This is a genomic window from Psychrobacter sp. JB193 (assembly GCF_002285555.1).
In the GTDB taxonomy this organism is placed as follows: domain Bacteria; phylum Pseudomonadota; class Gammaproteobacteria; order Pseudomonadales; family Moraxellaceae; genus Psychrobacter; species Psychrobacter alimentarius.
This window is the reverse complement of the sequence record NZ_NRGY01000001.1, coordinates 300,266-321,139: the sequence shown is the minus strand read 5'-3', so window position 1 is coordinate 321,139 and position 20,874 is coordinate 300,266. Positions and strand designations below refer to the sequence as shown.

General features: G+C 43.2%; 16 protein-coding genes. 10 read left to right on the top strand and 6 right to left on the bottom strand.

Annotation, left to right across the window (positions count from 1 at the left end; all coding sequences use genetic code 11):
• Positions 1–56: 56 nt before the first annotated feature.
• Positions 57–1,268, bottom strand: a complete 1,212-nt coding sequence (mnmA, locus tag CIK80_RS01300; protein ID WP_095568556.1) for a tRNA 2-thiouridine(34) synthase MnmA — start codon at positions 1,266–1,268, stop codon at positions 57–59.
• A gap of 270 nt (positions 1,269–1,538) precedes the next feature.
• Here mnmA and ispF point away from each other — a divergent pair, with 270 nt between their 5' ends.
• The 6 genes from ispF to CIK80_RS01270 all read left to right on the top strand — a co-directional run bounded on the left by ispF (position 1,539) and on the right by CIK80_RS01270 (position 6,962).
• Positions 1,539–2,039, top strand: a complete 501-nt coding sequence (gene ispF / locus CIK80_RS01295; protein ID WP_095568555.1) for a 2-C-methyl-D-erythritol 2,4-cyclodiphosphate synthase — start codon at positions 1,539–1,541, stop codon at positions 2,037–2,039.
• 161 nt (positions 2,040–2,200) lie between these two features.
• Entirely contained in the window at positions 2,201–2,551 is a 351-nt protein-coding gene (grxD, locus tag CIK80_RS01290; protein WP_062844376.1) for a Grx4 family monothiol glutaredoxin, read from the top strand.
• Between the two features lie 230 nt (positions 2,552–2,781).
• Entirely contained in the window at positions 2,782–3,321 is a 540-nt protein-coding gene (locus tag CIK80_RS01285; protein ID WP_062844377.1) for a hypothetical protein, read from the top strand.
• A gap of 233 nt (positions 3,322–3,554) precedes the next feature.
• Positions 3,555–5,453, top strand: a complete 1,899-nt coding sequence (gene mnmG, locus CIK80_RS01280) for a tRNA uridine-5-carboxymethylaminomethyl(34) synthesis enzyme MnmG (RefSeq protein ID WP_095568554.1) — start codon at positions 3,555–3,557, stop codon at positions 5,451–5,453.
• 208 nt (positions 5,454–5,661) lie between these two features.
• Positions 5,662–5,871 carry a ChaB family protein gene (locus CIK80_RS01275; RefSeq protein WP_062844379.1) on the top strand — a complete coding sequence of 70 codons (210 nt, stop codon included), beginning with the start codon at positions 5,662–5,664 and terminating at the stop codon, positions 5,869–5,871.
• A gap of 131 nt (positions 5,872–6,002) precedes the next feature.
• Positions 6,003–6,962, top strand: coding sequence for an AEC family transporter (locus tag CIK80_RS01270; RefSeq protein WP_062844380.1), 960 nt, complete (start codon positions 6,003–6,005; stop codon positions 6,960–6,962).
• Between the two features lie 282 nt (positions 6,963–7,244).
• Here the strand turns inward: CIK80_RS01270 and CIK80_RS01265 are convergent, their stop codons facing one another.
• The 4 genes from CIK80_RS01265 to katG all read right to left on the bottom strand — a co-directional run bounded on the left by CIK80_RS01265 (position 7,245) and on the right by katG (position 14,672).
• Positions 7,245–8,249 carry an LLM class flavin-dependent oxidoreductase gene (locus tag CIK80_RS01265; protein ID WP_062844381.1) on the bottom strand — a complete coding sequence of 335 codons (1,005 nt, stop codon included), beginning with the start codon at positions 8,247–8,249 and terminating at the stop codon, positions 7,245–7,247.
• Positions 8,250–8,513: 264 nt separating this feature from the next.
• Positions 8,514–11,060, bottom strand: a complete 2,547-nt coding sequence (locus CIK80_RS01260; RefSeq protein WP_095568553.1) for a membrane-bound PQQ-dependent dehydrogenase, glucose/quinate/shikimate family — start codon at positions 11,058–11,060, stop codon at positions 8,514–8,516.
• A 208-nt stretch (positions 11,061–11,268) separates the two neighbouring features.
• Positions 11,269–12,198, bottom strand: a complete 930-nt coding sequence (locus CIK80_RS01255; protein ID WP_062844383.1) for a LysR substrate-binding domain-containing protein — start codon at positions 12,196–12,198, stop codon at positions 11,269–11,271.
• Between the two features lie 284 nt (positions 12,199–12,482).
• A complete protein-coding gene (gene katG, locus CIK80_RS01250; protein ID WP_095569492.1) occupies positions 12,483–14,672 on the bottom strand; it encodes a catalase/peroxidase HPI in 2,190 nt (729 codons plus the stop codon).
• Between the two features lie 551 nt (positions 14,673–15,223).
• Here katG and CIK80_RS01245 point away from each other — a divergent pair.
• From CIK80_RS01245 to CIK80_RS01230, 4 genes are all read left to right on the top strand, one after another.
• Positions 15,224–16,852: an MFS transporter gene (locus CIK80_RS01245; RefSeq protein WP_062844384.1), complete on the top strand. Its 1,629-nt coding sequence runs from the start codon at positions 15,224–15,226 to the stop codon at positions 16,850–16,852.
• Between the two features lie 86 nt (positions 16,853–16,938).
• Positions 16,939–17,808 carry a peptide chain release factor N(5)-glutamine methyltransferase gene (gene prmC, locus CIK80_RS01240; protein ID WP_095568552.1) on the top strand — a complete coding sequence of 290 codons (870 nt, stop codon included), beginning with the start codon at positions 16,939–16,941 and terminating at the stop codon, positions 17,806–17,808.
• 65 nt (positions 17,809–17,873) lie between these two features.
• Positions 17,874–18,674: a HesA/MoeB/ThiF family protein gene (locus tag CIK80_RS01235; RefSeq protein WP_095568551.1), complete on the top strand. Its 801-nt coding sequence runs from the start codon at positions 17,874–17,876 to the stop codon at positions 18,672–18,674.
• A 47-nt stretch (positions 18,675–18,721) separates the two neighbouring features.
• Positions 18,722–20,074, top strand: coding sequence for an AarF/ABC1/UbiB kinase family protein (locus CIK80_RS01230; RefSeq protein ID WP_095568550.1), 1,353 nt, complete (start codon positions 18,722–18,724; stop codon positions 20,072–20,074).
• Positions 20,075–20,310: 236 nt separating this feature from the next.
• Here the strand turns inward: CIK80_RS01230 and CIK80_RS01225 are convergent, their stop codons facing one another.
• Positions 20,311–20,799, bottom strand: a complete 489-nt coding sequence (locus tag CIK80_RS01225; protein ID WP_095568549.1) for an Lrp/AsnC family transcriptional regulator — start codon at positions 20,797–20,799, stop codon at positions 20,311–20,313.
• Positions 20,800–20,874: the final 75 nt, after the last annotated feature.

Genomic DNA, 20,874 nt, shown 5'->3' with positions numbered 1-20,874 from the left:
TTATAAATAGTGAACGTGATTAAAAGGAACAACAACATCAAAATATAAATAAAAAATTAAAACCCACAAGGCGCATCGATAGAAGCGATGACACCGCCGCCCAAACAGACCTCCTCTATATAAAATACAGCAGATTGGCCGGGCGTCACTGCACGTTGTGGCTCATCAAATACCACGCGGACTTCACTACCGTCGGCTTTTGTAGCAAACACGTGGCACGCTTGATCCGGCTGACGATAGCGCGATTTTGCCATACAGCGTAGACCTGTGTCGCTAAAGACATCAGTAGGCGGCAAACCATCAATCCAATCGAGCTTATAAGCGGTTAGCTCATTGCTCATGAGCATCGGGTGCTCATGCCCTTGACCGACAATTAATCGGTTTTTGTCTAAGTCTTTTGCCAATACAAACCATGGCTCCTCAGGACGATCTTTGACACCGCCAATGCCGATGCCACCGCGTTGCCCCAGCGTATAGTACATAAGTCCATCGTGAGTACCGATGTTTTTATGGTCATCCGTCATGATGTCGCCTTTTTGCGCAGGCAAGTACTGCTGTAAAAAGTCTTTGAAACGGCGCTCACCGATAAAGCAAATGCCCGTAGAGTCTTTCTTTTTCGCCGTGATCAGATCATGTTCTTCAGCAATTTGACGCACGACAGGCTTTTCAAGCTCACCAACTGGGAAAAGCGTTTTGGCAATTTTATCACCGCCCACCGCGTGCAAAAAGTAGCTTTGATCTTTGTTATTATCCAGTCCGCGTAACAGCTGCGCGACCGTCTCACCATCAGTATTGGTGTAGTTTATGCTACGACGAGTATAATGACCGGTCGCAATATAATCGGCACCAAGTGTCAACGCGTAGTCTAAAAATGCTTTAAATTTAATTTCTTTGTTGCATAAAATATCAGGGTTCGGCGTGCGCCCTGCTTTATATTCTGCCAAGAAGTGCTCAAAAACACGATCCCAGTATTCCATGGCAAAATTGGCCGTGTGCAATTTGATGCCAATTTTGTCACAGACAGCTTGCGCATCTGCTAGATCGTCCATCGCAGTACAGTATTCGGTACCGTCATCTTCTTCCCAGTTTTTCATAAACAAGCCTTCCACCTTAAAGCCTGCCTGCTGAAGCAAGACGGCCGAGACAGAAGAGTCGACGCCACCTGACATACCAACGATGACATGTTTGGTGCTAGGACTGTCGATATCAGCAAGCGTTAAAGGACGATGGGCAGAAAAAGAATCTGAGTGTGATGTGATGGCTGACATAAAACGGCTCAACTATTTATACTGGATTCAAAATCGTAATGGTACTCATGACAAATGCTCTGATTGATAGCATTGGCATTTTAACGGTGCCAGTTTTTCTTTTGAATTGGGTATTATGATAAAATAAGCGTCACATTATACCAGTTAATTGAAACTGGTGGCGACCTATGGCATCTTACGGTGAGTAAAATCTCTTTAGAAATTCAGATAGTGGTTTTGAATTGTTTGAATCACGCCCAATTAACCCTTTTTGATTGAGTTGAAATAATAATGATAAAAATTGGTCAAGGCATCGATGTACATGCGTTTCATAATAATGGTCAGCAGCAGCAATATGTCATGCTAGCAGGCGTACCGATCGAACACACGCATAGCTTACTGGCACACTCTGATGGGGATGTAGTACTACATGCACTGGCAGATGCGTTACTAGGTGCACTGGCGCTTGGTGATATTGGTCAGCACTTTCCAGATACGGATGCTGCACACGCTGGTTTGGATTCGCGTGTGCTTTTACGCTATGTGTATAGCAAAGTGCAAGAGGCTGGGTATGTCTTAGGCAATGCTGATATCACCGTCATGTGCGAGCGTCCAAAACTGGCACCTCACAATCAAGCCATGCGCGATAATATCGCAAGTGACTTGCAAACAGCGGTCGGTAATATCAGTGTCAAAGCTACCACCACTGAAAAACTCGGTTTTACTGGACGACAAGAAGGTATCATGGCCAATGCCGTGGTATTATTGGTTCCTAATAAAGTCGACCTATAATCGATGTGCACTCGCTGATCATCAAACCAATCTATCAATTATGCTTGTAATATAGTGATAGTCGCCCCATGTATCAGCCATATTGTCATTCAATACCTTTGCAATATTACTATTTTAACGTATTGCCTTTTTAATATACCGCCTTATCAATAGGAGTTTTTATGAGTGATCAAACCCCAAATACTGCTGCAAATGATGTCGAACAATTGATTCGTGATCAAATTCGTGACAACAAAGTCATTCTTTATATGAAAGGCACACCGCAATTTCCACAGTGTGGTTTTTCTGCCCGTTCTATTGAAGTATTGACGCAGATTGGTCGTCCATTTGCCTTTGTCAATATTTTAGAAAACCCAGAAATCCGTGCGACATTACCAAAAATCGCTAACTGGCCAACGTTTCCACAGTTATGGATTGATGGTGAGTTGATGGGTGGATCTGATATTATCTTGCAGATGTATCAATCAGGCGAGCTAAAGCCACTGGTTGAAGCCAATAGCCCTGCTGCTTAATATTAAAAACGACTTATGGCATTACTATTTATAACATTGTGGTGATGTTTTAAAAATTCAGTAATACATAAATCAGTTTTGCTATTAAAGTACTATGAACCCAAATAGTCATAAGACTATTTGGGTTTTTTATGGTTTGCGCCTTTTATTGATTTTGTAGGTTTTGACCCCATATAGTCTTCAATATAAACAAAACGAAGAATAAGTACCATTATCAACAAGAGAGTCTTATGAATACCCAAGCATATGATCAACAACAAGTACAAAAAGAAGCTGACGAGCAAGCACTCATTGAAAAGCGTCGCGAGCGTCTAAAAAATGAATCTTTAAGAATTATTGAGATTGCAGATAATGAAGCCAACTCAGCCCTTAAGTGTATCCATCAGTTAAGTGTGGCAGGCGGTGCAACAGAGGCGACGTATATTGCTATTGAGCAGCGTATTGTTGCGGACCAAGATCCTGCTGGTGCTTATCATTTGGCATTATTGGCTCAAAGCACACCAGATTTACCGATTGATGCGCGTCAGCTTATCGAATTGGTGGTTAATAAAGGCGACAATCAGCAGCTTTTAGCGCTTCTCAAGAATTTGCCATTGCCTCCTGTCGATATTATCAAAGAGCAAATCTTAGCCACGAATGATGGTGAGGCCATCGGCTTAATGAATGCGTATTTGCAAATCAATCCAGAAGGTTATGGTAGTCATCATATGCTGAGCAGTGGTCAATCGGATCAGATAGTACCGCTAAGCTCTGGTAATCATTCAAACTAAATTTGAAAAATGAATATGAGTGATTCATCTCATTTTTAACATTAATTTTAACAGTTTTGGTTCTAGCGTTTTTTAAGTGACAAAAAATTGTTATAATTGTTGGTTATCTATTTAAGTTTTAACAACTTATATCATCCGTTATTAAAATACGATTGACGATTATTGATCCTACGGCGCGTTTATTATGATTCATAACGTGCCTATAAACATATCGTTATTCAAGCGAGGCATGCATGCAATATCCAAAAAATTACGACGTGGTAGTGATCGGTGGTGGTCATGCTGGCACAGAAGCAGCCCTGGCAGCCGCACGTATGGGCGCGCAGACCTTGCTGTTAACGCATAATATCGAAACGCTTGGGCAGATGAGCTGTAACCCAGCGATTGGTGGTATTGGTAAATCGCATCTGGTACGCGAAATTGATGCGCTCGGCGGGGCAATGGCGCTCGCAACAGACAAAGCAGGCATTCAGTTTCGCGTATTGAACAGTCGCAAAGGGGCTGCTGTAAGAGCCACGCGTGCTCAAGCAGATCGTATTCTTTATAAAGCCGCAATTCGTCATACGCTTGAGAATCAGCCCAATCTGGATATATTTCAGCAAGCGGCGGATGATATTTTGGTAGAGAATGGTCGTGCCACGGCAGTGGTGACTTCGACTGGAATTATCTTTAAGACGGAAACAGTGGTACTAACCTCAGGTACTTTCTTAGGCGGGGTTATTCATATTGGCCTTGAGAACTCAAACGGTGGACGCGCAGGGGATCAGCCTTCTATTAAGCTGGCTGACCGTCTGCGTGAGCTAAAGCTGCCAGTTGGACGCCTAAAAACCGGTACACCAGCTCGTATCGATGCGCGCAGCGTTGATTTTAGTGTGATGACCGTACAACCGGGCGATACACCACTGCCAGTCATGAGTTATATGGGTGATGTGTCGATGCATCCTGAGCAGGTTAACTGCTACATCACGCATACCAATGCGCGTACCCACGATATTATCCGTGAGAATCTTGATCGTTCACCAATGTTTTCTGGCAAGATTGAAGGTGTTGGTCCACGATATTGTCCTTCTATTGAAGATAAGATTCATCGTTTTGCCGACAAAGACAGCCATCAAATCTTTATCGAGCCAGAAGGCTTGACCACGCATGAGCTGTATCCGAATGGTATTTCGACCAGTTTGCCGTTTGATGTGCAGTTAGACTTCATTCATAGTATGAAAGGGTTAGAGAATGCGCATATTACTCGTCCAGGTTATGCCATTGAATATGATTACTTTGATCCTCAGAGCTTAAAGCCAACGCTTGAAACCAAGTCTATCGATCGTTTGTATTTTGCAGGTCAAATCAATGGTACGACTGGGTACGAAGAGGCGGGCGTGCAAGGTTTGCTTGCAGGAACCAACGCGGCATTGGTTACGACCAATAACAGCGAGTTTGATACTTGGACTCCGCGCCGTGATGAAGCCTACCTTGGCGTTCTTGTCGATGATTTGATCACTCATGGCACCAACGAGCCATACCGTATGTTTACTAGTCGTGCAGAGTATCGCTTGTTGCTGCGCGAAGACAATGCCGATCAGCGCTTGACAAAGACGGGTCGCAAGCTTGGTTTGGTTGACGATGTACGCTGGCAAGCCTATCAAGAGAAAATGGAAGCCATCGCGGCAGAGTCTGCACGCTTAAAAGACATGTGGGCAACGCCGACCAATACATTGGGTCAGCAAGTGAGTGCACAAACAGGTGAAGTGTTGTCGAAAGAAGCGACCGCTTATGATTTGTTAAAACGTCCGCAGATTCATTTTGCTGATATTGCTGCCATCACTGATTCAAAAGTAGATGCGCAGGTAGGTGAGCAAATAGAGATCTCTGTCAAATACGCAGGTTATATTGATCGTCAACAAGAAGAGATTGATCAAATGAAGCGTTTGGAAAATACAGCGTTGCCAGTAGATTTCGACTACACGATAGTATCAGGTCTTTCTAATGAGATTGTACAGAAGCTAAGCAAAGTACGACCTGCTACGCTTGCTCAGGCAGGACGTGTTAGTGGAGTGACGCCTGCTGCTGTACAGCTATTGGCAATGACAGTTAAAAAACAGAAAAAAGCAGCCATGGCATTAAATTTGTCGTAGTAAGTTCAAAACTAGAAAGCTAAGAAAATTAATAAAAGCTTATGACGTCATTTCGTTATAAGCTTTTTTTATGACCAATTCTTTAACAATGTCAAAACAACTTAAAACGGCTTTATGCTGTTTTGATTGTAAATAATAGGTAGAATGGAAAACTCTTGTTAATGATGCTAGTTTGTTACTGAATTTTTTACTAAAAAGGAATGTCTTTATGCCTTATGATAAATTATCAGACCTGCCACCTGCGGTAAAAGATAACTTACCCAAACATGCTCAAGAGATTTTTCAAGCGGCCTTTAATAGCGCAAGTAAACAGTATGATGAAGAGTCGCGTTGGTTTGCCACGGCATGGGCTGCTGTTGAAAACGTTTATGAAAAAAACGCTGATGATAAATGGGTAAAAAAACCTGATCATAAATAACAAAGCGCCATAGATATACCTCAAAATAAAAAAATTAATCCATTTCCGATTGTTTACATTGACCTACAATAGACAGATTGTCACTGCTTTTAACATATGGCTGTGAGAGTGCTGTTGATTCGAGTTTACCTATGATTGAAGCCATTATTTTTGCGATTACCATTGTACTACCCAACCTTGCTTTGATGGGGTTGGGTTTTTTTATGCAACGACGCGGTCAAGCCAGTCAGAGTTTTATTGACCAGTCATCAAATTTTGTCTTCAATTATTGCTTGCCTTGTCTGCTATTTTTCAGCGTGGCCGACAGTAACGTTGATTATGCTAAGCAAATCACGCTGATAGGTGTTGGTATCCTTGTCACCTTTACTCTATTTATTGGTGCAGAAATTTATGCTAAATACTTTATTAGCAAACCTGCTGATCAAGGAGTGTTCGTACAAGGTATTTTTCGTAGCAACATGGCCATTATAGGTTTGGCCACTGTTTATAATGCTTACGGAGATGCAGGTTTAAGTATTGGCGCGGTTTATATGGGCGTAGTCACCATATTGTTTAATATTTTGGCCGTGATTACTCTGAGCCGTGTGTCTAAAAAAGTAGGCGATACGTGGAGCAGTCGCATCATCATGGTATTCAAAAAACTGAGTACCAATCCTCTTATCTTGGCATTGTTGGCGGCGTTTGCCTACAAGGCGCTTGGACTACCACCAATCACAGGCGTTATTCATGTCACAGGTGATTTGCTGGCAGCGGTCGCCCTGCCATTAGCACTGATTTGTGCGGGCGCTAGTATTGATTTGAAATCCATGCTGCGTCTGTCAGGGTTGTCCATGCAAGCCAGTATCGGGCGTATCATTGTTGCGCCATTGGTGGCCATTGCTATTGGATTGGCGTTTGGTTTATCAGGTGTACACATGGGTGTGCTGTTTTTGATGGTAGCCTCGCCAGCCGCCGCCGCCAGTTATGTAATGGCAAAAGCCATGGGTGGCAACGATGTGCTTGCGGCAAATATCTTAGCTTTTACCACGGTAGTAGGCATGTTCGGAATGGCGTTTGGCGCAGCAATCTTACGTGCTTTGGGTCTTATGTAGTATCCTGTACTCTATAATAAGAAGTAAGACAAATAAAAAGCCCTTTTCCAATTGGATAAAAGGGCTCTTCGTTGTTTAAATTGACTACTTCAGATTGTCTTGATTGCGTCTGTCTTCTCGGCGTTGTTTGCGTTTAGGGCTAGTACGATACGTAAGGTATGCAAAAACAGCCATGACGATAATAAACGCGACAATGTACAAAAATATTGATGAACCAATGAAGCTTGAGGTTTCCATGACCTTTTTCTCGTTATAGTTTATCAATAATTATGCAATTGCTAATCATGCTTGTAAAGTAAACAAGTTTAGCTCAGATGTAAGTTCAAGTGAACGCAAACGCGCAGCTTGATCATAAACATTAGCTGTAACAATCAACTCATCTGGTTGATGTGTGGCTATAAATGCAGCAAGTTTGGGTTTAACTGTCTCAACAGAACCAACAAATGAGACTGACAATGCATTGTCCACCATCATTTTTTCTGCTTGACTCCAGATACTATCCATATCATGTGTTGGTTTTGGCATTTGACCCGTTTCACCGCGGCGCAGTCGTACAAAACTTTGCTGCGCTGAGGTAAAGTGATAATTTGCCGTGGCATCATCATCAGCAAGCAGTAAGTTTGCCGCCAGCATGACGTAAGGCTTATCTAGATAGGCAGATGGTTTGAACTGTTCACGATAAGCTGCAATGGCTTGTGACAGCATTTGTGGGGCAAAATGCGAAGCAAACACATAGGGTAGTCCAAAGTGTGCAGCTAAAGTTGCTCCAAAAAGTGAGGAACCTAAAATCCAAATAGGAACGTTTGATTTCGCACCAGGGAATGCTTGTACAGGACTTCCGTCCGTATCATTACCCAAAAAGTACATCAGTTCTTGCACATCTTGCGGGAAACGCTCTGCATCCTTCATTTGGCGACGAAGCGCCTGAAATGTTGCGCCATCAGTACCAGGGGCGCGGCCAAGTCCCAAATCAACACGATCGCCATATAAGGCTTGTAATGTTCCAAATTGCTCAGCGATAACAAGTGGCGCATGATTTGGGAGCATGACGCCACCTGCACCAATACGAATGCGCTTGGTTTGGCTACCTATATGCGATAATAAGACTGCAGTTGCGGCACTAGCAATACCAGGCATATTGTGATGTTCTGCCATCCAATAACGGTTTAGGCCAGATTTTTCTGCTTGTTGTGCTGTTTCAACGGTTTGAGCAATACCTTCAGCGATGGTTTTGCCCTGAGGCACAGGTGCTAGGTCTAAAAAAGATAGGGGGATTGTGTTACTCATAAAGTGTCCAATAAAGTTATTAATTATTTTCTCTTGATATGCTTATCATCGGTATCGATTTCAAGCCATGTTACTGAGTGGTAATAAATCATAACAAACGACCGTGAATTATCTTTAGGTGCGCTTTTTGAGTATTTTAATGGTTGAACGATTCTTAGATTGATTAAAGTATTTCCATAAAAAAAGCAGGCAACCTAAGTTACCTGCTTTCTCAAAATGACGTTATTTAGCTGAATGGCTGTTTAAGTCGATCACTTAGACCAATTATTTAGCTTGACCACCAAGCTTATAAGCGACGACATAATCGCCAATCTTCGTACCTACTGAACCATGTCCACCAGCTACCAATACTACCATCTGCTCACCTTTAGAGTTCAAGTAAGTCATTGGCGTGGCTTGACCACCTGCTGGAATACGAACATTCCATAGTACATCGCCATTTTTTAGATCATAAGCGCGGAAGTTGTTTTCCGTTGCTGCTGACAAGAAGGCGACGCCACCTTTGGTGATGATAGGTCCGCCAATACCAGGTACACCCAGCTCAAACTTCAACGGAATAGGAGATAAGTCTTGGACTGTACCATTTTTACGTTGATAGGCAATCTCACCTGTTGCTAAATCAGCCGCAGCGACCGTGCCCCATGGTGGCTGCTGACAAGGTACGCCGAGCGGTGATAAAAACGGTCCCATTTCTACCGCATAATCTGCCCCTGCGTTGGCATTGACACCTTGCTCACCTTTATTGGTTTCAACATCCCCAAGTGTGTCTTTAGGAATCAGCTTTGAGGTAAATGCCAAGTAAGTTGGCATGCCAAACATGACACCATTTTCAGGATCGACAGCAAGGCTACCCCAGTTAAAGGTACCGAAGTTACCAGGATAGACTAAAGTACCATTGGTTGATGGTGGTGTGTAGCGACCATCATAATTAAGTTGATTAAACTCAATACGGCACATCATTTGATCGATAAGGCTTGCACCCCACATGTCTTTTTCAGTCAGTTTTTCAGGTTCAAAGCTCAAACCAGAGTATGGTTGCGTTGGAGCAGCATGTTCGCCTGCAACCAAGTAACCTTGCGGTGCATCACGTTCTTTGATTGGTACGATTGGCTCGCCTGTTTCACGATTCAATACATACACATCGCCTTGCTTGGTAGGAACAACAAGGGCAGGTTGAACGCCGCTGTCGGTCTTCAAGTCAATCAAGCTTGGTTGGGCGGGCGTGTCCATATCCCAAAGATCATGGTGGACAAATTGTTGAACCCAGCGTGCTTCACCTGTTTTGATATCTAAAGCAACAACAGATGTTGCATATTTCTCTTCAGCTGCATTTCGATAGCTGCCCAATTGATCTGGTACACGATTGCCCATAGGGAAATAGACCAAACCAAGTTTTTCATCCGCACTGGCCGTTGACCATGAGTTTGGTGAACTGGTTTTATACGTCTGAGTTGGGTCGTTGACATCGAAAGGTGCTGTGTTATCAGGATCACCTGAATCCCAGTTCCACAATAGCTCGCCAGTATTGACGTCATACGCGCGAATCACACCAGAAGGTGAATTAACGTCGTAGTTATCATTGACGGCGCCTGCCACAACAATCGTGTTGCCTACCACGATTGGAGGCGACGTAGAATAGTAGTAACCTGCTTGTGTAAATGGCATGTTGTGCATTAAATCTAACGCACCATCTTCACCAAAATTCTGACAACGTTGTCCAGTATTTGGATCAAGTGCATATAGTTTGGCATCAGAAGTTGGAATAAATATCTTGGCATCACATTGTTTAGACGCGTTTTCAAAGGTATTTCCAGCCACTTTTTGTGCCACCACATTGCTGGTCGTAGTTGCTTTATTGGCAACAGCTACATTATTAGCACTATCATCGCTTGCCTGAGTAGTGACCGCTGGAGTCGTACTGGCTATACCAGCTTGACCTGCATAGTAAGACACACCGCGACAGCTTTGATGTTGACGTTGTAAGTTTTCTCCCACTTTAGGATCAAACTTCCATAAAGTCTCACCAGAGTCAGCATCCAAGGCTAACGCCCAATTATGTGGTGTACAGAGATATAGGGCGTTACCAATTTTAAGAGGGGTGGCCTCGTAAGTGGTCTCACCAACATCATTAGGACCTTTTACATCCCCAGTTTGGATTTGCCAAGCAACCTCTAAGTTTTTGACATTTTCAGTGTTGATTTGAGTCAAAGGAGAGTAGCGCTGGCCATAATCTGTACCACCATACGCACTCCATTCACCCTCTGGTGTCTGCTGACCATTTGATAATGGGTCACCAAGATTGGCAGAAGTATCATCTTTATCAGAGGCAGTCAAATCAAGTTCGCCCAATTTGTCAGTAGCGTTGTTTGCTAAACTGCCAAAAGAGAGTAGTGCACCCACAACCACACTCGCTAGCAATCCCCAATAATAAAGCGGATTCTTTTTAACGGTGTTGGAAGTTATTGGGCTATTGGCATCTGTCGCTACTTGAGTAGGTACACCATGCATCTTTTTGAAGACCCATGGTAATAGCATCAACACGCCAAAGATAAGTGGGAAGCCCAAGCGAGTTGCTAGTGCCCACCAATAAAATCCAGATTCCCAAAGCGCCCATACTAGTGTTACAACGATAAATATCGCGTAAACCCCGTAAGCGCTCCAGTGTTTTTTAAACAATAAAAATGCTGTCGTTAGCATGGCAATGCCAGCGAAAAGGTAGTACGGACTACCTCCTAGAGAGAGCAAGTAAGCACCGCCGACAAGCAAAGGGACGGCAAAAACCGCCATAATGATCGCTACGAATTTTTCCATGAGCGGTATAACCTGTTTACATAGAAGCAAATGGACATGCACTGATCGACACCCAGCAAAAATGAGGCGCCCATCAATACATGCATAAATAATAAATAAGGAAAAGAAACGTTGAATCACGTTTCAGACTCCATTTTATCATTTATACACAAGCTCGGTAAAGGAGGTGTAAGTTTGAATCATTATCAATAAGGCTAGCTACTGTGGTTTAATTGTTAAATTGTTTTTGACAAAGCTCCATAAAAGCACGTCCATACTGACGAATTTCAGCATCATCACGTACTGCCATCCAGCTGGTAAAACGTCCAAAATGGTCGACTGGAATCGCCGTTAAGTTGCTATAGTGGCTTGGCTCAAAGGCCATCTCAGCAATGATGCCGATGCCTAAACCTAGACCAACATAAGTACTGATCACGTCGGCATCTAGCGCTGCCAATACGATATCAGGCTCTAAACCAGCTGCTGCAAACGTTTTGTCAATTGCACCGCGACCTGTAAAGCCACCATGGTAGGTAACGATTGGATAGCTGGCAAGAGTTGGCAAATCAACAAATTCCTGATTGGCAAGCTCATGATCGCTTGGCACAATAACGCGATGCGTCCAGTCATAGTAGCGATAGCATCTGAGATAATTGTTGTGAAGTAAAGACTCAGTTGCAATACCAATATCAGCCTGACCACGAATAACCATCTGCGCGATGGTCTCAGGATCGGCCTGCTGTAGAATCAAATTGACCTTAGGGAAACGCGCTTTGAACTCTTTTACTACTTGCGGTAAAACATAACGCGCTTGGGTATGAGTCGTAGCAATGGTAAGTGTGCCGATATTTGGATTATTAAAATCGAGACTCAGATTTTCAATGGTACGAATTTCGGCAAAAATAGATTCAATATGTGGCATGAGAGCAGTACCCATGGTCGTAAGACCTGTTAGCCGTTTGCCTTGACGAACAAATACTTCCGTTTTGAGTTGATTCTCAAGCGCGGCAATGTGTTTTGATAAACTTGATTGACTGGTATGCAATACCATTGCTGCTTGACTTAAGTTATAGCCATTAATCACGGTATGCCACACTGTCTCCAGCTGCTTGAGCTGAATTTGTAAATGTCGCTGATTAACTACTACATCAATTGCCATAACCTAATCCTATTGGGTAGATATACAAAGCCTATTTGTATACATAAAGTAAAAATGTATAAATGTGGATAATAGAGTAGTGTAAAACAAAGTTATTATTCTTGTATATAATAAATAGATATCAATTTATAATATTTTGGAATATGGAGTTTTTGTTTTTGAATAAATGGTATCTACTAAAAGCATATCTGTGGAGCCACAAGAAAAAACAGCCACCCTTCAAAGGGTAGCTGTTTTAGTTTGTTTAAATGACTAACAGAGTTTAAAGTCATGTTTTAAAGCGTTCATGCAACATCAAAACGATCTGCATTCATGACCTTACTCCAAGCGCGAACAAAGTCATGCACGAATTTTTCTAAGTTATCGTCTTGCGCGTACAACTCGGCATAAGCGCGTAGTATGGAATTTGAACCAAACACAAGATCTACGCGGCTTGCTTGCCATTTCGTTTTCCCTGTTGCTCGCTCACGCACCTCATACATATTAGAAGTATTATGTGCAGTGTCGCTAGCCTTTGTCGGATGCCACGTGTGGTTCATGTCCGTCAGATTAACGAAGAAATCATTGGTAAGCACGCCAGCCCGCTCTGTAAAGACGCCGTGTTGACTCTGACCATGATTGGTATCCAAAACTCGCATACCACCGATAAGTACCACCATCTCAGGAGCCGTTAACCCCATCAATTGACTACGATCAAGCAGCATCTCTTCAGGAGAGACAGCGTAGTCTTCTTTGACCCAATTGCGATAACCATCGTGTAAAGGTTCTAAATCAGCAAAAGCGTCTGCATCGGTCATTGCTTCATCAGCATCACCGCGACCTGCTTTGAATGGTACTGTGATACTTACGCCAGCTTCGTCAGCGGCTTGCTCAATGGCCGTATTACCTGCTAATACGATAAGATCGGCTAAGCTGATATCTTTGCCAAAGTCAGACTGAATGCTTGTCAAAGTTTCAAGCACACGCTGCAACTGCTGCGGTTCATTGCCAACCCAATCTTTTTGCGGTGCCAAACGAATACGTGCACCATTTGCCCCGCCGCGATAGTCTGAAGCACGGAAAGTACGAGCGCTGTCCCATGCAGTGATAATCAATTCACGACGGCTCAAATCACTGTCTAATATCTGCGATTTTAAGGTCGCAATGTCTTCATCGGTCAAGTCAGTGTTGCCCGTTGGAATAGGATCTTGCCAGATAAAATCCTCACCTGGTACGTCTGCACCCAAGTAACGAGATTTAGGGCCCAGATCACGGTGGGTCAATTTAAACCAAGCTTTGGCAAACACTTCATCAAAGTAATCTGGCTCTTGGTGAAATTTCTCTGAAATTTTGCGGTAGATAGGGTCTTTGATTAATGCCATATCTGCATCGGTCATGATAGGGTTACGGCGTACACTTGGATCGTGAGCGTCCAATGGACGATCTTCTTCGCGAATGTCAGTTGGCTCCCACTGCCAAGCACCTGCTGGACTCTTGGCTAATGCCCAGTTGTGCCCCAATAGCAGTTCAAAATAACCGTGATCCCATTGAGTGGGGTTGGTGGTCCATGCGCCTTCAATACCACTTGAAACGGTATCTCCAGCATTGCCACGACCTTTAGGATTACGCCAGCCTAAACCTTGCTCATGCACATCTGCTGCCTCTGGCTCATCTTCTAATATGGTGGCATCACCATTACCGTGACATTTACCAACGGTATGTCCACCGGCAGTCAGTGCAACCGTTTCTTCATCGTTCATTGACATACGGGCAAAAGTGGTGCGCATGTCTTGAGCGGTTTTTAGTGGATCAGGATTACCATCAACCCCTTCAGGATTGACATAGATTAACCCCATTTGTACCGCTGCTAATGGATTCTCAAGCGATTCACGATCTTTATTGCTCTCATAGCGGTTTTCGGTAGGCGCTAACCATTCACGCTCAGAACCCCAATATATGTCTTTTTCTGGATGCCAAATGTCAGCACGACCGCCAGCGAACCCAAGGGTTTTGAAACCCATTGATTCATAAGCCATATTGCCTGCTAGAATCATCAAATCTGCCCAAGACAGTTTATTCCCATATTTTTTCTTGATAGGCCACAATAGACGACGTGCCTTATCTAAGTTGACATTATCAGGCCAACTATTCAACGGCGCAAAACGCTGATTACCAGTGTTAGAGCCACCGCGGCCGTCAGCACTGCGATAAGTACCGGCCGAATGCCATGCCATACGAATCATAAGACCACCATAGTGACCCCAATCGGCTGGCCACCATTCTTGCGACTCAGTCATCAAATTTTTTAAATCTGTTTTGACTGCTTCTAAGTCCAGCTGTTTAAATGCTTCAGCATAGTCAAAATCATCACCCATCGGATTGGTTTTTTTGTCTTGCTGGTGCAGAATGTCTAAGTTTAAGCTATTTGGCCACCAGTCGGTTGCAGCAGACGCAGTGGTTGTATGGGCTTGATGCATAACAGGGCAGCCACCCATACTAGGACGCTGCGGCGTATGCGTTTGATCGACGTTTTCACTATGAATCGTCGGGCCTTTATCGTCGCCTTGATCATATGTTGTATTGGTAGAAGCATCCGCTGGATTGCTATTATGGTTTACAGGACAACGTTCCATATCTGATGCTTCATTCTTATTGGCGTTGGTAGAGGTTGAGTCGGTCATGGCATAACTCCTGTACTATGATGGTAGAGAGGTTCAATGATTAATTATAATCAGCATTATTTATACACAGATCATAGCTAAATATTATAGTTTTACAAAACAAATATATATGGATTATAAGTTTTAAATAACCAATCATAAGAAAGTGTGCTTACCTTATCTTACTCTTTATGAGCCATAAGTTAATGTAAAAATATCTAGTCAAGGTAGAGGTTCTCAAGTACCATAACTGGATTTTGTTGCGATAAGAGTATTGGTGCAACGTTGAACAATTTTTATCGATCCTTTTTGATGGTAAATACTTATAATGATTGATAAAAATTGTACACAGTTGTCTTCTTCGTTTTAAGTGTTAGTGAGTCATTATGTCTGCTGTCAAATCTTCGCCACCCAATCAGCCCGTTGCCAAAAAATCATGGGGAGAGGCGGCGAAAGCCTATCTTGATCGGCGCGCTATTATCATGTTGTTTTTAGGCTTTGTTGCTGGCATTCCTATTCTGCTTATTTTTTCGAGTCTTTCATTGTGGCTACGAGAAGCAGGTATCGATCGCAGTGTGGTAACGATGTTTAGCTGGGCGGCCTTAGGGTATTCGTTTAAATTTATCTGGGCACCTTTGGTTGATGCTGTGCCATTGCCTGTATTGACCAAACTTTTGGGTCGCCGTCGTAGTTGGATATTAGTTGCTCAGCTATTGATTATTCTGGCTATTTGTTTGATGGCTAGCGTCAACCCAATCGATGAAAGTAGCCTGATTTGGATGGCAGTTGGTGCTGTATTGCTTGGGTTTTCTTCTGCAACGCAAGACATTGTGGTTGATGCCTACCGTATTGAGCTTGCACCTCCCAGTCTACAGTCTGTCCTATCAGCGATGTATACGGCTGGCTATCGCTTGGGAATGATTGTCGCAGGAGCGGGTGCCCTGTACTTAGCCGACTATTTTGGTTCTACAGAAGCACTCTATAGTTATGAAGCTTGGCGTAATACTTACTGGATCATGGCAGCAGTGATGGGCGTTGGTGTGGTGACCACGCTGATCATCCGTGAGCCAGTGAGTGAGCAGGTGCGTGTGCCACGCCAGACATCAGACTATACGCGTTTGGTTCTCGTATTTGCTTTATCGGTCATTGGTTTTGTCCTAGTATTTGCCAATATGGGTGCCATACTGCCTGAAACTGAGAGTGCCTTAATTGGATTTTTGATTGAGATTGTGCATCTGGCGTTGAGTTTGACGACGGCATTGGTCATTGGTTACGGTTTAGTCAAAGTAGGGCTCGTTAAAGAAGAGGTCGCACGAGCAACTTGGGTCGAGCCGATTGCAGATTTCTTTCGTCGTTATGGCAAAAAAGCATTATTACTGCTGGCACTAATTGGCTTATACCGCATCTCTGATATCGTCGCTGGCGTGATCTCTAACGTTTTTTATCTCGATATGGGTTTTAGTAAGACAGATATTGCCAACGCCGTGAAGCTTGTGGGTGTGGTCATGGTGATTGCTGGTGGCTTTTTAGGCGGTTTAATGGCGCAAAGGCTACGTATGATGCAAGCTATGATGGTTGGTGCCATCTTGGCCTGTGTGACCAACTTATTGTTTGTGTTATTGACCTATCATCAAGGTAGCTTGCCAGTCATGTACTTGGCTGTTATTTTTGATAACTTGGCAGCAGGTCTTGCCAGTGCTGTATTTATCGCTTTCTTGTCGGCACTGACGTCTATTCGTTTTACTGCAGTACAGTATGCGATATTTTCATCGCTTATGACCTTACTACCTAAAGTTCTGGGCGGTTATTCGGGCACTATTGTCGATAACATGGGCTATCCATTTTTCTTTATTTTTACTTTTGCCATTGGTCTGCCAATCTTGATTTTAATCTACTTGGTCGATAAACACATTGTCATTGGTGATAATGACGATATATATGGTGATAATGATAAATTAACAAAGGCGAATCCAAACCTGACCGATACCAATGAGCCACCGCGTGCGTCAGAATAGCCTAAGCTTTAAATTTATACTTATTCATCGATAATACCTTTTTATTAGTCGCATCTTTTTATTTATCGCACGTTTAAGAGTTATTTATGACATCAATGACCATTCGTCAAATAAAGCAGCAAATTCAGCAGTTGACGAATACAGAATCCGCCAGTAAATTGCCTTCTTTTTGGCTAACCGATTGGCTGCTATACGTCATTGATAAGCCAGCGCTGTTTTTGATTACGGATGAAAGCTACGAGCTGACAGAGGATGAGAAAAAACAGTTTAACGCTGGTGTGACGAAGATGCAGCAAGGCATGCCGCTTGCTTATCTAACGGGCCAGCAAGCATTTTGGTCACTGAATTTTATGGTTAATGAGCACACGCTGATTCCCAGACCAGATACTGAAATCCTGATTGAACAAGTAATAGATTGGATAAATATCTCACCAATCCATGCCAGTACTAAGCGCTTATTAGACTTAGGAACAGGTTCAGGGTGTATCGCTATCAGTCTTGCTCATGAGTTAAAAAATGATAACTGGCAAGTGGTTGCCGTTGATTTATTACCAGCAGCACTTGAGGTTGCTCAGCACAATGCGCTTATAAATGAAGTAGCCAATATCAAATTTATACAAAGCAGCTGGTATGACGCGTTTCGTACTCACGAAAAAGTATCATTCGATGTCATCGTCTCCAATCCTCCTTATATAGATGAGGAAGATGAACATCTAGCACAGCTAAAAGCTGAGCCTATCAGTGCGCTCAGTGCTCCCAATCATGGCTTGGCTGATATCGAACATATTATCCAGCAAGCACCATCCTATTTGCGTATAGGGGGCTTGTTAGCCATTGAGCACGGTTTCGATCAAGGTGTTTCTGTCCGTCAACTTTTTGCAGATAATGGCTTTGAATCCGTAACGACGGTGCAAGATTATGGTGGTAATGATCGCGTGACGCTTGGTCATATCTAGTCGTACCAATTTTATTCAGCTGTACCAATTTATTGTCATTGGTTTTTTAATTATAGGTTTTAATAATGGATAGGGCGCACTCATTAGAGACAGAGCAGTTATCAGACGAAGAGCTACTGGTTTATGCGCGGCAAATACTGCTTGATGGCTGGGATGTTGATGCTCAGCTGAGGTTAAAGTCTGCACGTATCGTCATCATTGGAGCAGGCGGACTAGGTTGTCCAGCTTCTGAAACATTAGCACGTGCAGGCATTGGACAAGTTCATCTCATTGACGATGATGTGATTGAGGCCAGCAATCTACAACGGCAAACTCTATTTTTACCTGATGACATCAATAAGTCTAAAGCGCTAACAGCGGCGCAGATGCTCGAGCGCATTAATCCTTTGATAAATGTCAAAAGTACGATAGCAAGATTGAGCGAAGACAATGCTTATGACTTACTTGATATGGTAATAGGTAAGCCTGATTTGCTTTTAGATTGTACGGATAATTTCGCCACGCGCGACATCATCAATCGCATTAGTGTGCGTTATCAGATTCCATTATTGTCTGCCTCAGCGATTGCGATGCAAGGGCAATTGGCTTTGTTCGAACCGCATTTAGATACAGGGTGTTATCACTGTGTGTTTGGCTCAGTGGTAGACGATATAGAGGCAGATGAACGTACGTGTGCCAATTCAGGTGTGCTTGCCAGCACAACAGCTATTATGGGCAATTTGCAAGCCAATACCGCCTTGCAATATCTAGGATTAACCAAAAATCCACTGACAAATAAACTGTTATTGTGGGATGGTAGCCGAATGCAGCAACGTCTCATGGGCTATCGCAAAGATCCAGAGTGTCCTGTCTGTAGCAGTCATTAATCTTTATCTATCCTCAAATATCCTTTTTATTACCATAGTTGTTTTTTATGAAAATTCATCGTCCCCATTTATTGAAACACACTTTCAATGTTGTTAATCGTGTTCGCCAAACGGCGAGCGTGGCTGGTCTTTCTGCACTGAGAGTCGTAAAAGGTGAGAAACCTGATGCTATGTTGCTAAAAGAGACTTTCGAGCAGCTAGGTACGACTTATATCAAAATTGGTCAATTCATTGCTAGTACGCCGTCATTGTTTCCTCGCGATTATGTCACTGCGTTTCAAAGCTGTTTGGATCAAACCACGCCATTGTCTTATGCTTATATTGAGCAAGTCTTGAAGGAAGAGTTGGCAGTCGACGGTATAACACTTGATGAGTTGTTTGCTCATATTGAGCCAAAACCGCTGGCCTCAGCTTCTATTGCTCAAGTGCATGCCGCACGTCTACATAATGGTGCCGAGGTGGTATTAAAGGTACAAAAGCCTGGCGTCGAGACCATCATGCAAACAGATTTGGGCGTCTTGCATGGTGTCACCAAACTGCTTGAGCTACTCATGCCATCTATGAAGTTTGCCAGTATTGCGCCTATTATTGATGAAATCCGTCTACGCATGCTTGCTGAAACGGATTTTATCGCTGAAGCGCAAAACATTCGTGATTTTCAGCAGTTTTTAGTATTGTCTGGTAACACCCGTGTGACGGCGCCAGAAGTATATGAGACGTTGACGACGAAGCGTGTGCTCACAATGAGTCGCTTATACGGTGTCTCTATGGTAGACGAGTCGCTGATGCGCCAGTACTGTACTGATCCTGCTCAAGTCATGGCAGATACCTTAAATACATGGTTTGCCAGTCTCATGTTATGTAACAGTTTCCACGCTGATCTGCATGCCGGTAACTTAATGCTGTTAACCGATGGCCGTATTGGCTTCTTGGATTTTGGTATTGTCGGTAAATTAAAAGCTGAAAGCTGGCGTGGGTGTATGGGTATGATGCAAGCAATGCAAGACAATGATTATCAGGCAATGGCGCGTCATATGATTGATATGGAGATGACGCATGGTGGTAATCAGGTTGATGCCGTAGCATTAGGCAATGATTTACAACGTATGATGAAGACTATCATGGCAGAAGACAAAGCCTTTACCAGCGGTGTTCCTTTCAATAGTAAAGAGCAAGCAGATGAGCTCAATACCATGATGCTTGAGATTGTCGAAGTGGGTAAGCGTCATGGTATTCACTTTCCCCGTGATTTTGCCTTGTTGACTAAGCAGATGTTGTATTTCGATCGCTTCATGCGCACGCTTGCACCTGACATGGATATGTTCAGCGATCAGCGAGTGCAAATGCTTGGACAAACAGAGAGTGAAGCCGCGACAACGCGTACCTTAAATCTGTCTTAAAGGCTTATAACGCACTAAATCATGAGCTGATTCTTATTTCTGATTGTTTTAACACAATAGATTGTGTGCTTATCGCCGCAAAATGGCTCTGTCTAGATAACTGCTTTTAAAAGCCGTGCTTTTCCTATTATTACCAGTAAAACGGCGATTGCTTTTATCGGTACTCTCATTGCCATGTTTGTACCTCAGCGTTCTACATGGCAAGCAATGACGGCGTAATGCACACTCAAGATAGCCTATACCACACTACGGCTAAATACCTCTCGTAGCTCAAAACTGGTATGGACTTGAGCAACGCCTTCGATACGATTTAACCTATGTAATAAAAACTCCTCGTAATGTGCCATATCGCGTACCCGAACTTTAATCAGATAGTCTTCGGTACGACCAGTGACAATACTACAGCTCACTACTTCATCAAAGCTTTGTACTTTAGATTCAAATTGTTCGAAACGCTCTGCTGTGTGGCGATCCATACTGATAGCGATAAACACCGCCAGTGGGTAACCAATTTTTTGTGCATCTGTTTTGGTGTGATAGCCTGTGATGATGCCTGCATCTTCTAAGCGCTTAATACGGCGCGCACAGGGAGTTGCCGAAAGATTGACACGTTCAGCCAGCTCAGTAATACTCATTCGAGCTTGTGTCTGTAATAAACGCAATAGTTGTTTATCGGTCTCATCTAAATCTACCAATAAAGCAGTATCTGAATGACTACTTATCATAATTTATTATCATGCTAGAGAATTTATCTAATTATAACGACCAATACAAGATTTTCCACTAAAATAACGCAAAAA

Bases quoted from the DNA above. Each gene is read 5' to 3' on its own strand.
- CIK80_RS01260 (WP_095568553.1), bottom strand. From the start codon at position 11,060: ATGGAAAAATTCGTAGCGATCATTATGGCGGTTTTTGCCGTCCCTTTG.
- CIK80_RS01245 (WP_062844384.1), top strand. From the start codon at position 15,224: ATGTCTGCTGTCAAATCTTCGCCACCCAATCAGCCCGTTGCCAAAAAA.
- CIK80_RS01230 (WP_095568550.1), top strand. From the start codon at position 18,722: ATGAAAATTCATCGTCCCCATTTATTGAAACACACTTTCAATGTTGTT.
- katG (WP_095569492.1), bottom strand. From the start codon at position 14,672: ATGGGTGGCTGCCCTGTTATGCATCAAGCCCATACAACCACTGCGTCT.
- CIK80_RS01225 (WP_095568549.1), bottom strand. From the start codon at position 20,799: ATGATAAGTAGTCATTCAGATACTGCTTTATTGGTAGATTTAGATGAG.
- grxD (WP_062844376.1), top strand. From the start codon at position 2,201: ATGAGTGATCAAACCCCAAATACTGCTGCAAATGATGTCGAACAATTG.
- prmC (WP_095568552.1), top strand. From the start codon at position 16,939: ATGACATCAATGACCATTCGTCAAATAAAGCAGCAAATTCAGCAGTTG.
- CIK80_RS01235 (WP_095568551.1), top strand. From the start codon at position 17,874: ATGGATAGGGCGCACTCATTAGAGACAGAGCAGTTATCAGACGAAGAG.
- CIK80_RS01265 (WP_062844381.1), bottom strand. From the start codon at position 8,249: ATGAGTAACACAATCCCCCTATCTTTTTTAGACCTAGCACCTGTGCCT.
- mnmG (WP_095568554.1), top strand. From the start codon at position 3,555: ATGCAATATCCAAAAAATTACGACGTGGTAGTGATCGGTGGTGGTCAT.
- CIK80_RS01285 (WP_062844377.1), top strand. From the start codon at position 2,782: ATGAATACCCAAGCATATGATCAACAACAAGTACAAAAAGAAGCTGAC.
- CIK80_RS01255 (WP_062844383.1), bottom strand. From the start codon at position 12,198: ATGGCAATTGATGTAGTAGTTAATCAGCGACATTTACAAATTCAGCTC.
- mnmA (WP_095568556.1), bottom strand. From the start codon at position 1,268: ATGTCAGCCATCACATCACACTCAGATTCTTTTTCTGCCCATCGTCCT.
- ispF (WP_095568555.1), top strand. From the start codon at position 1,539: ATGATAAAAATTGGTCAAGGCATCGATGTACATGCGTTTCATAATAAT.
- CIK80_RS01275 (WP_062844379.1), top strand. From the start codon at position 5,662: ATGCCTTATGATAAATTATCAGACCTGCCACCTGCGGTAAAAGATAAC.
- CIK80_RS01270 (WP_062844380.1), top strand. From the start codon at position 6,003: ATGATTGAAGCCATTATTTTTGCGATTACCATTGTACTACCCAACCTT.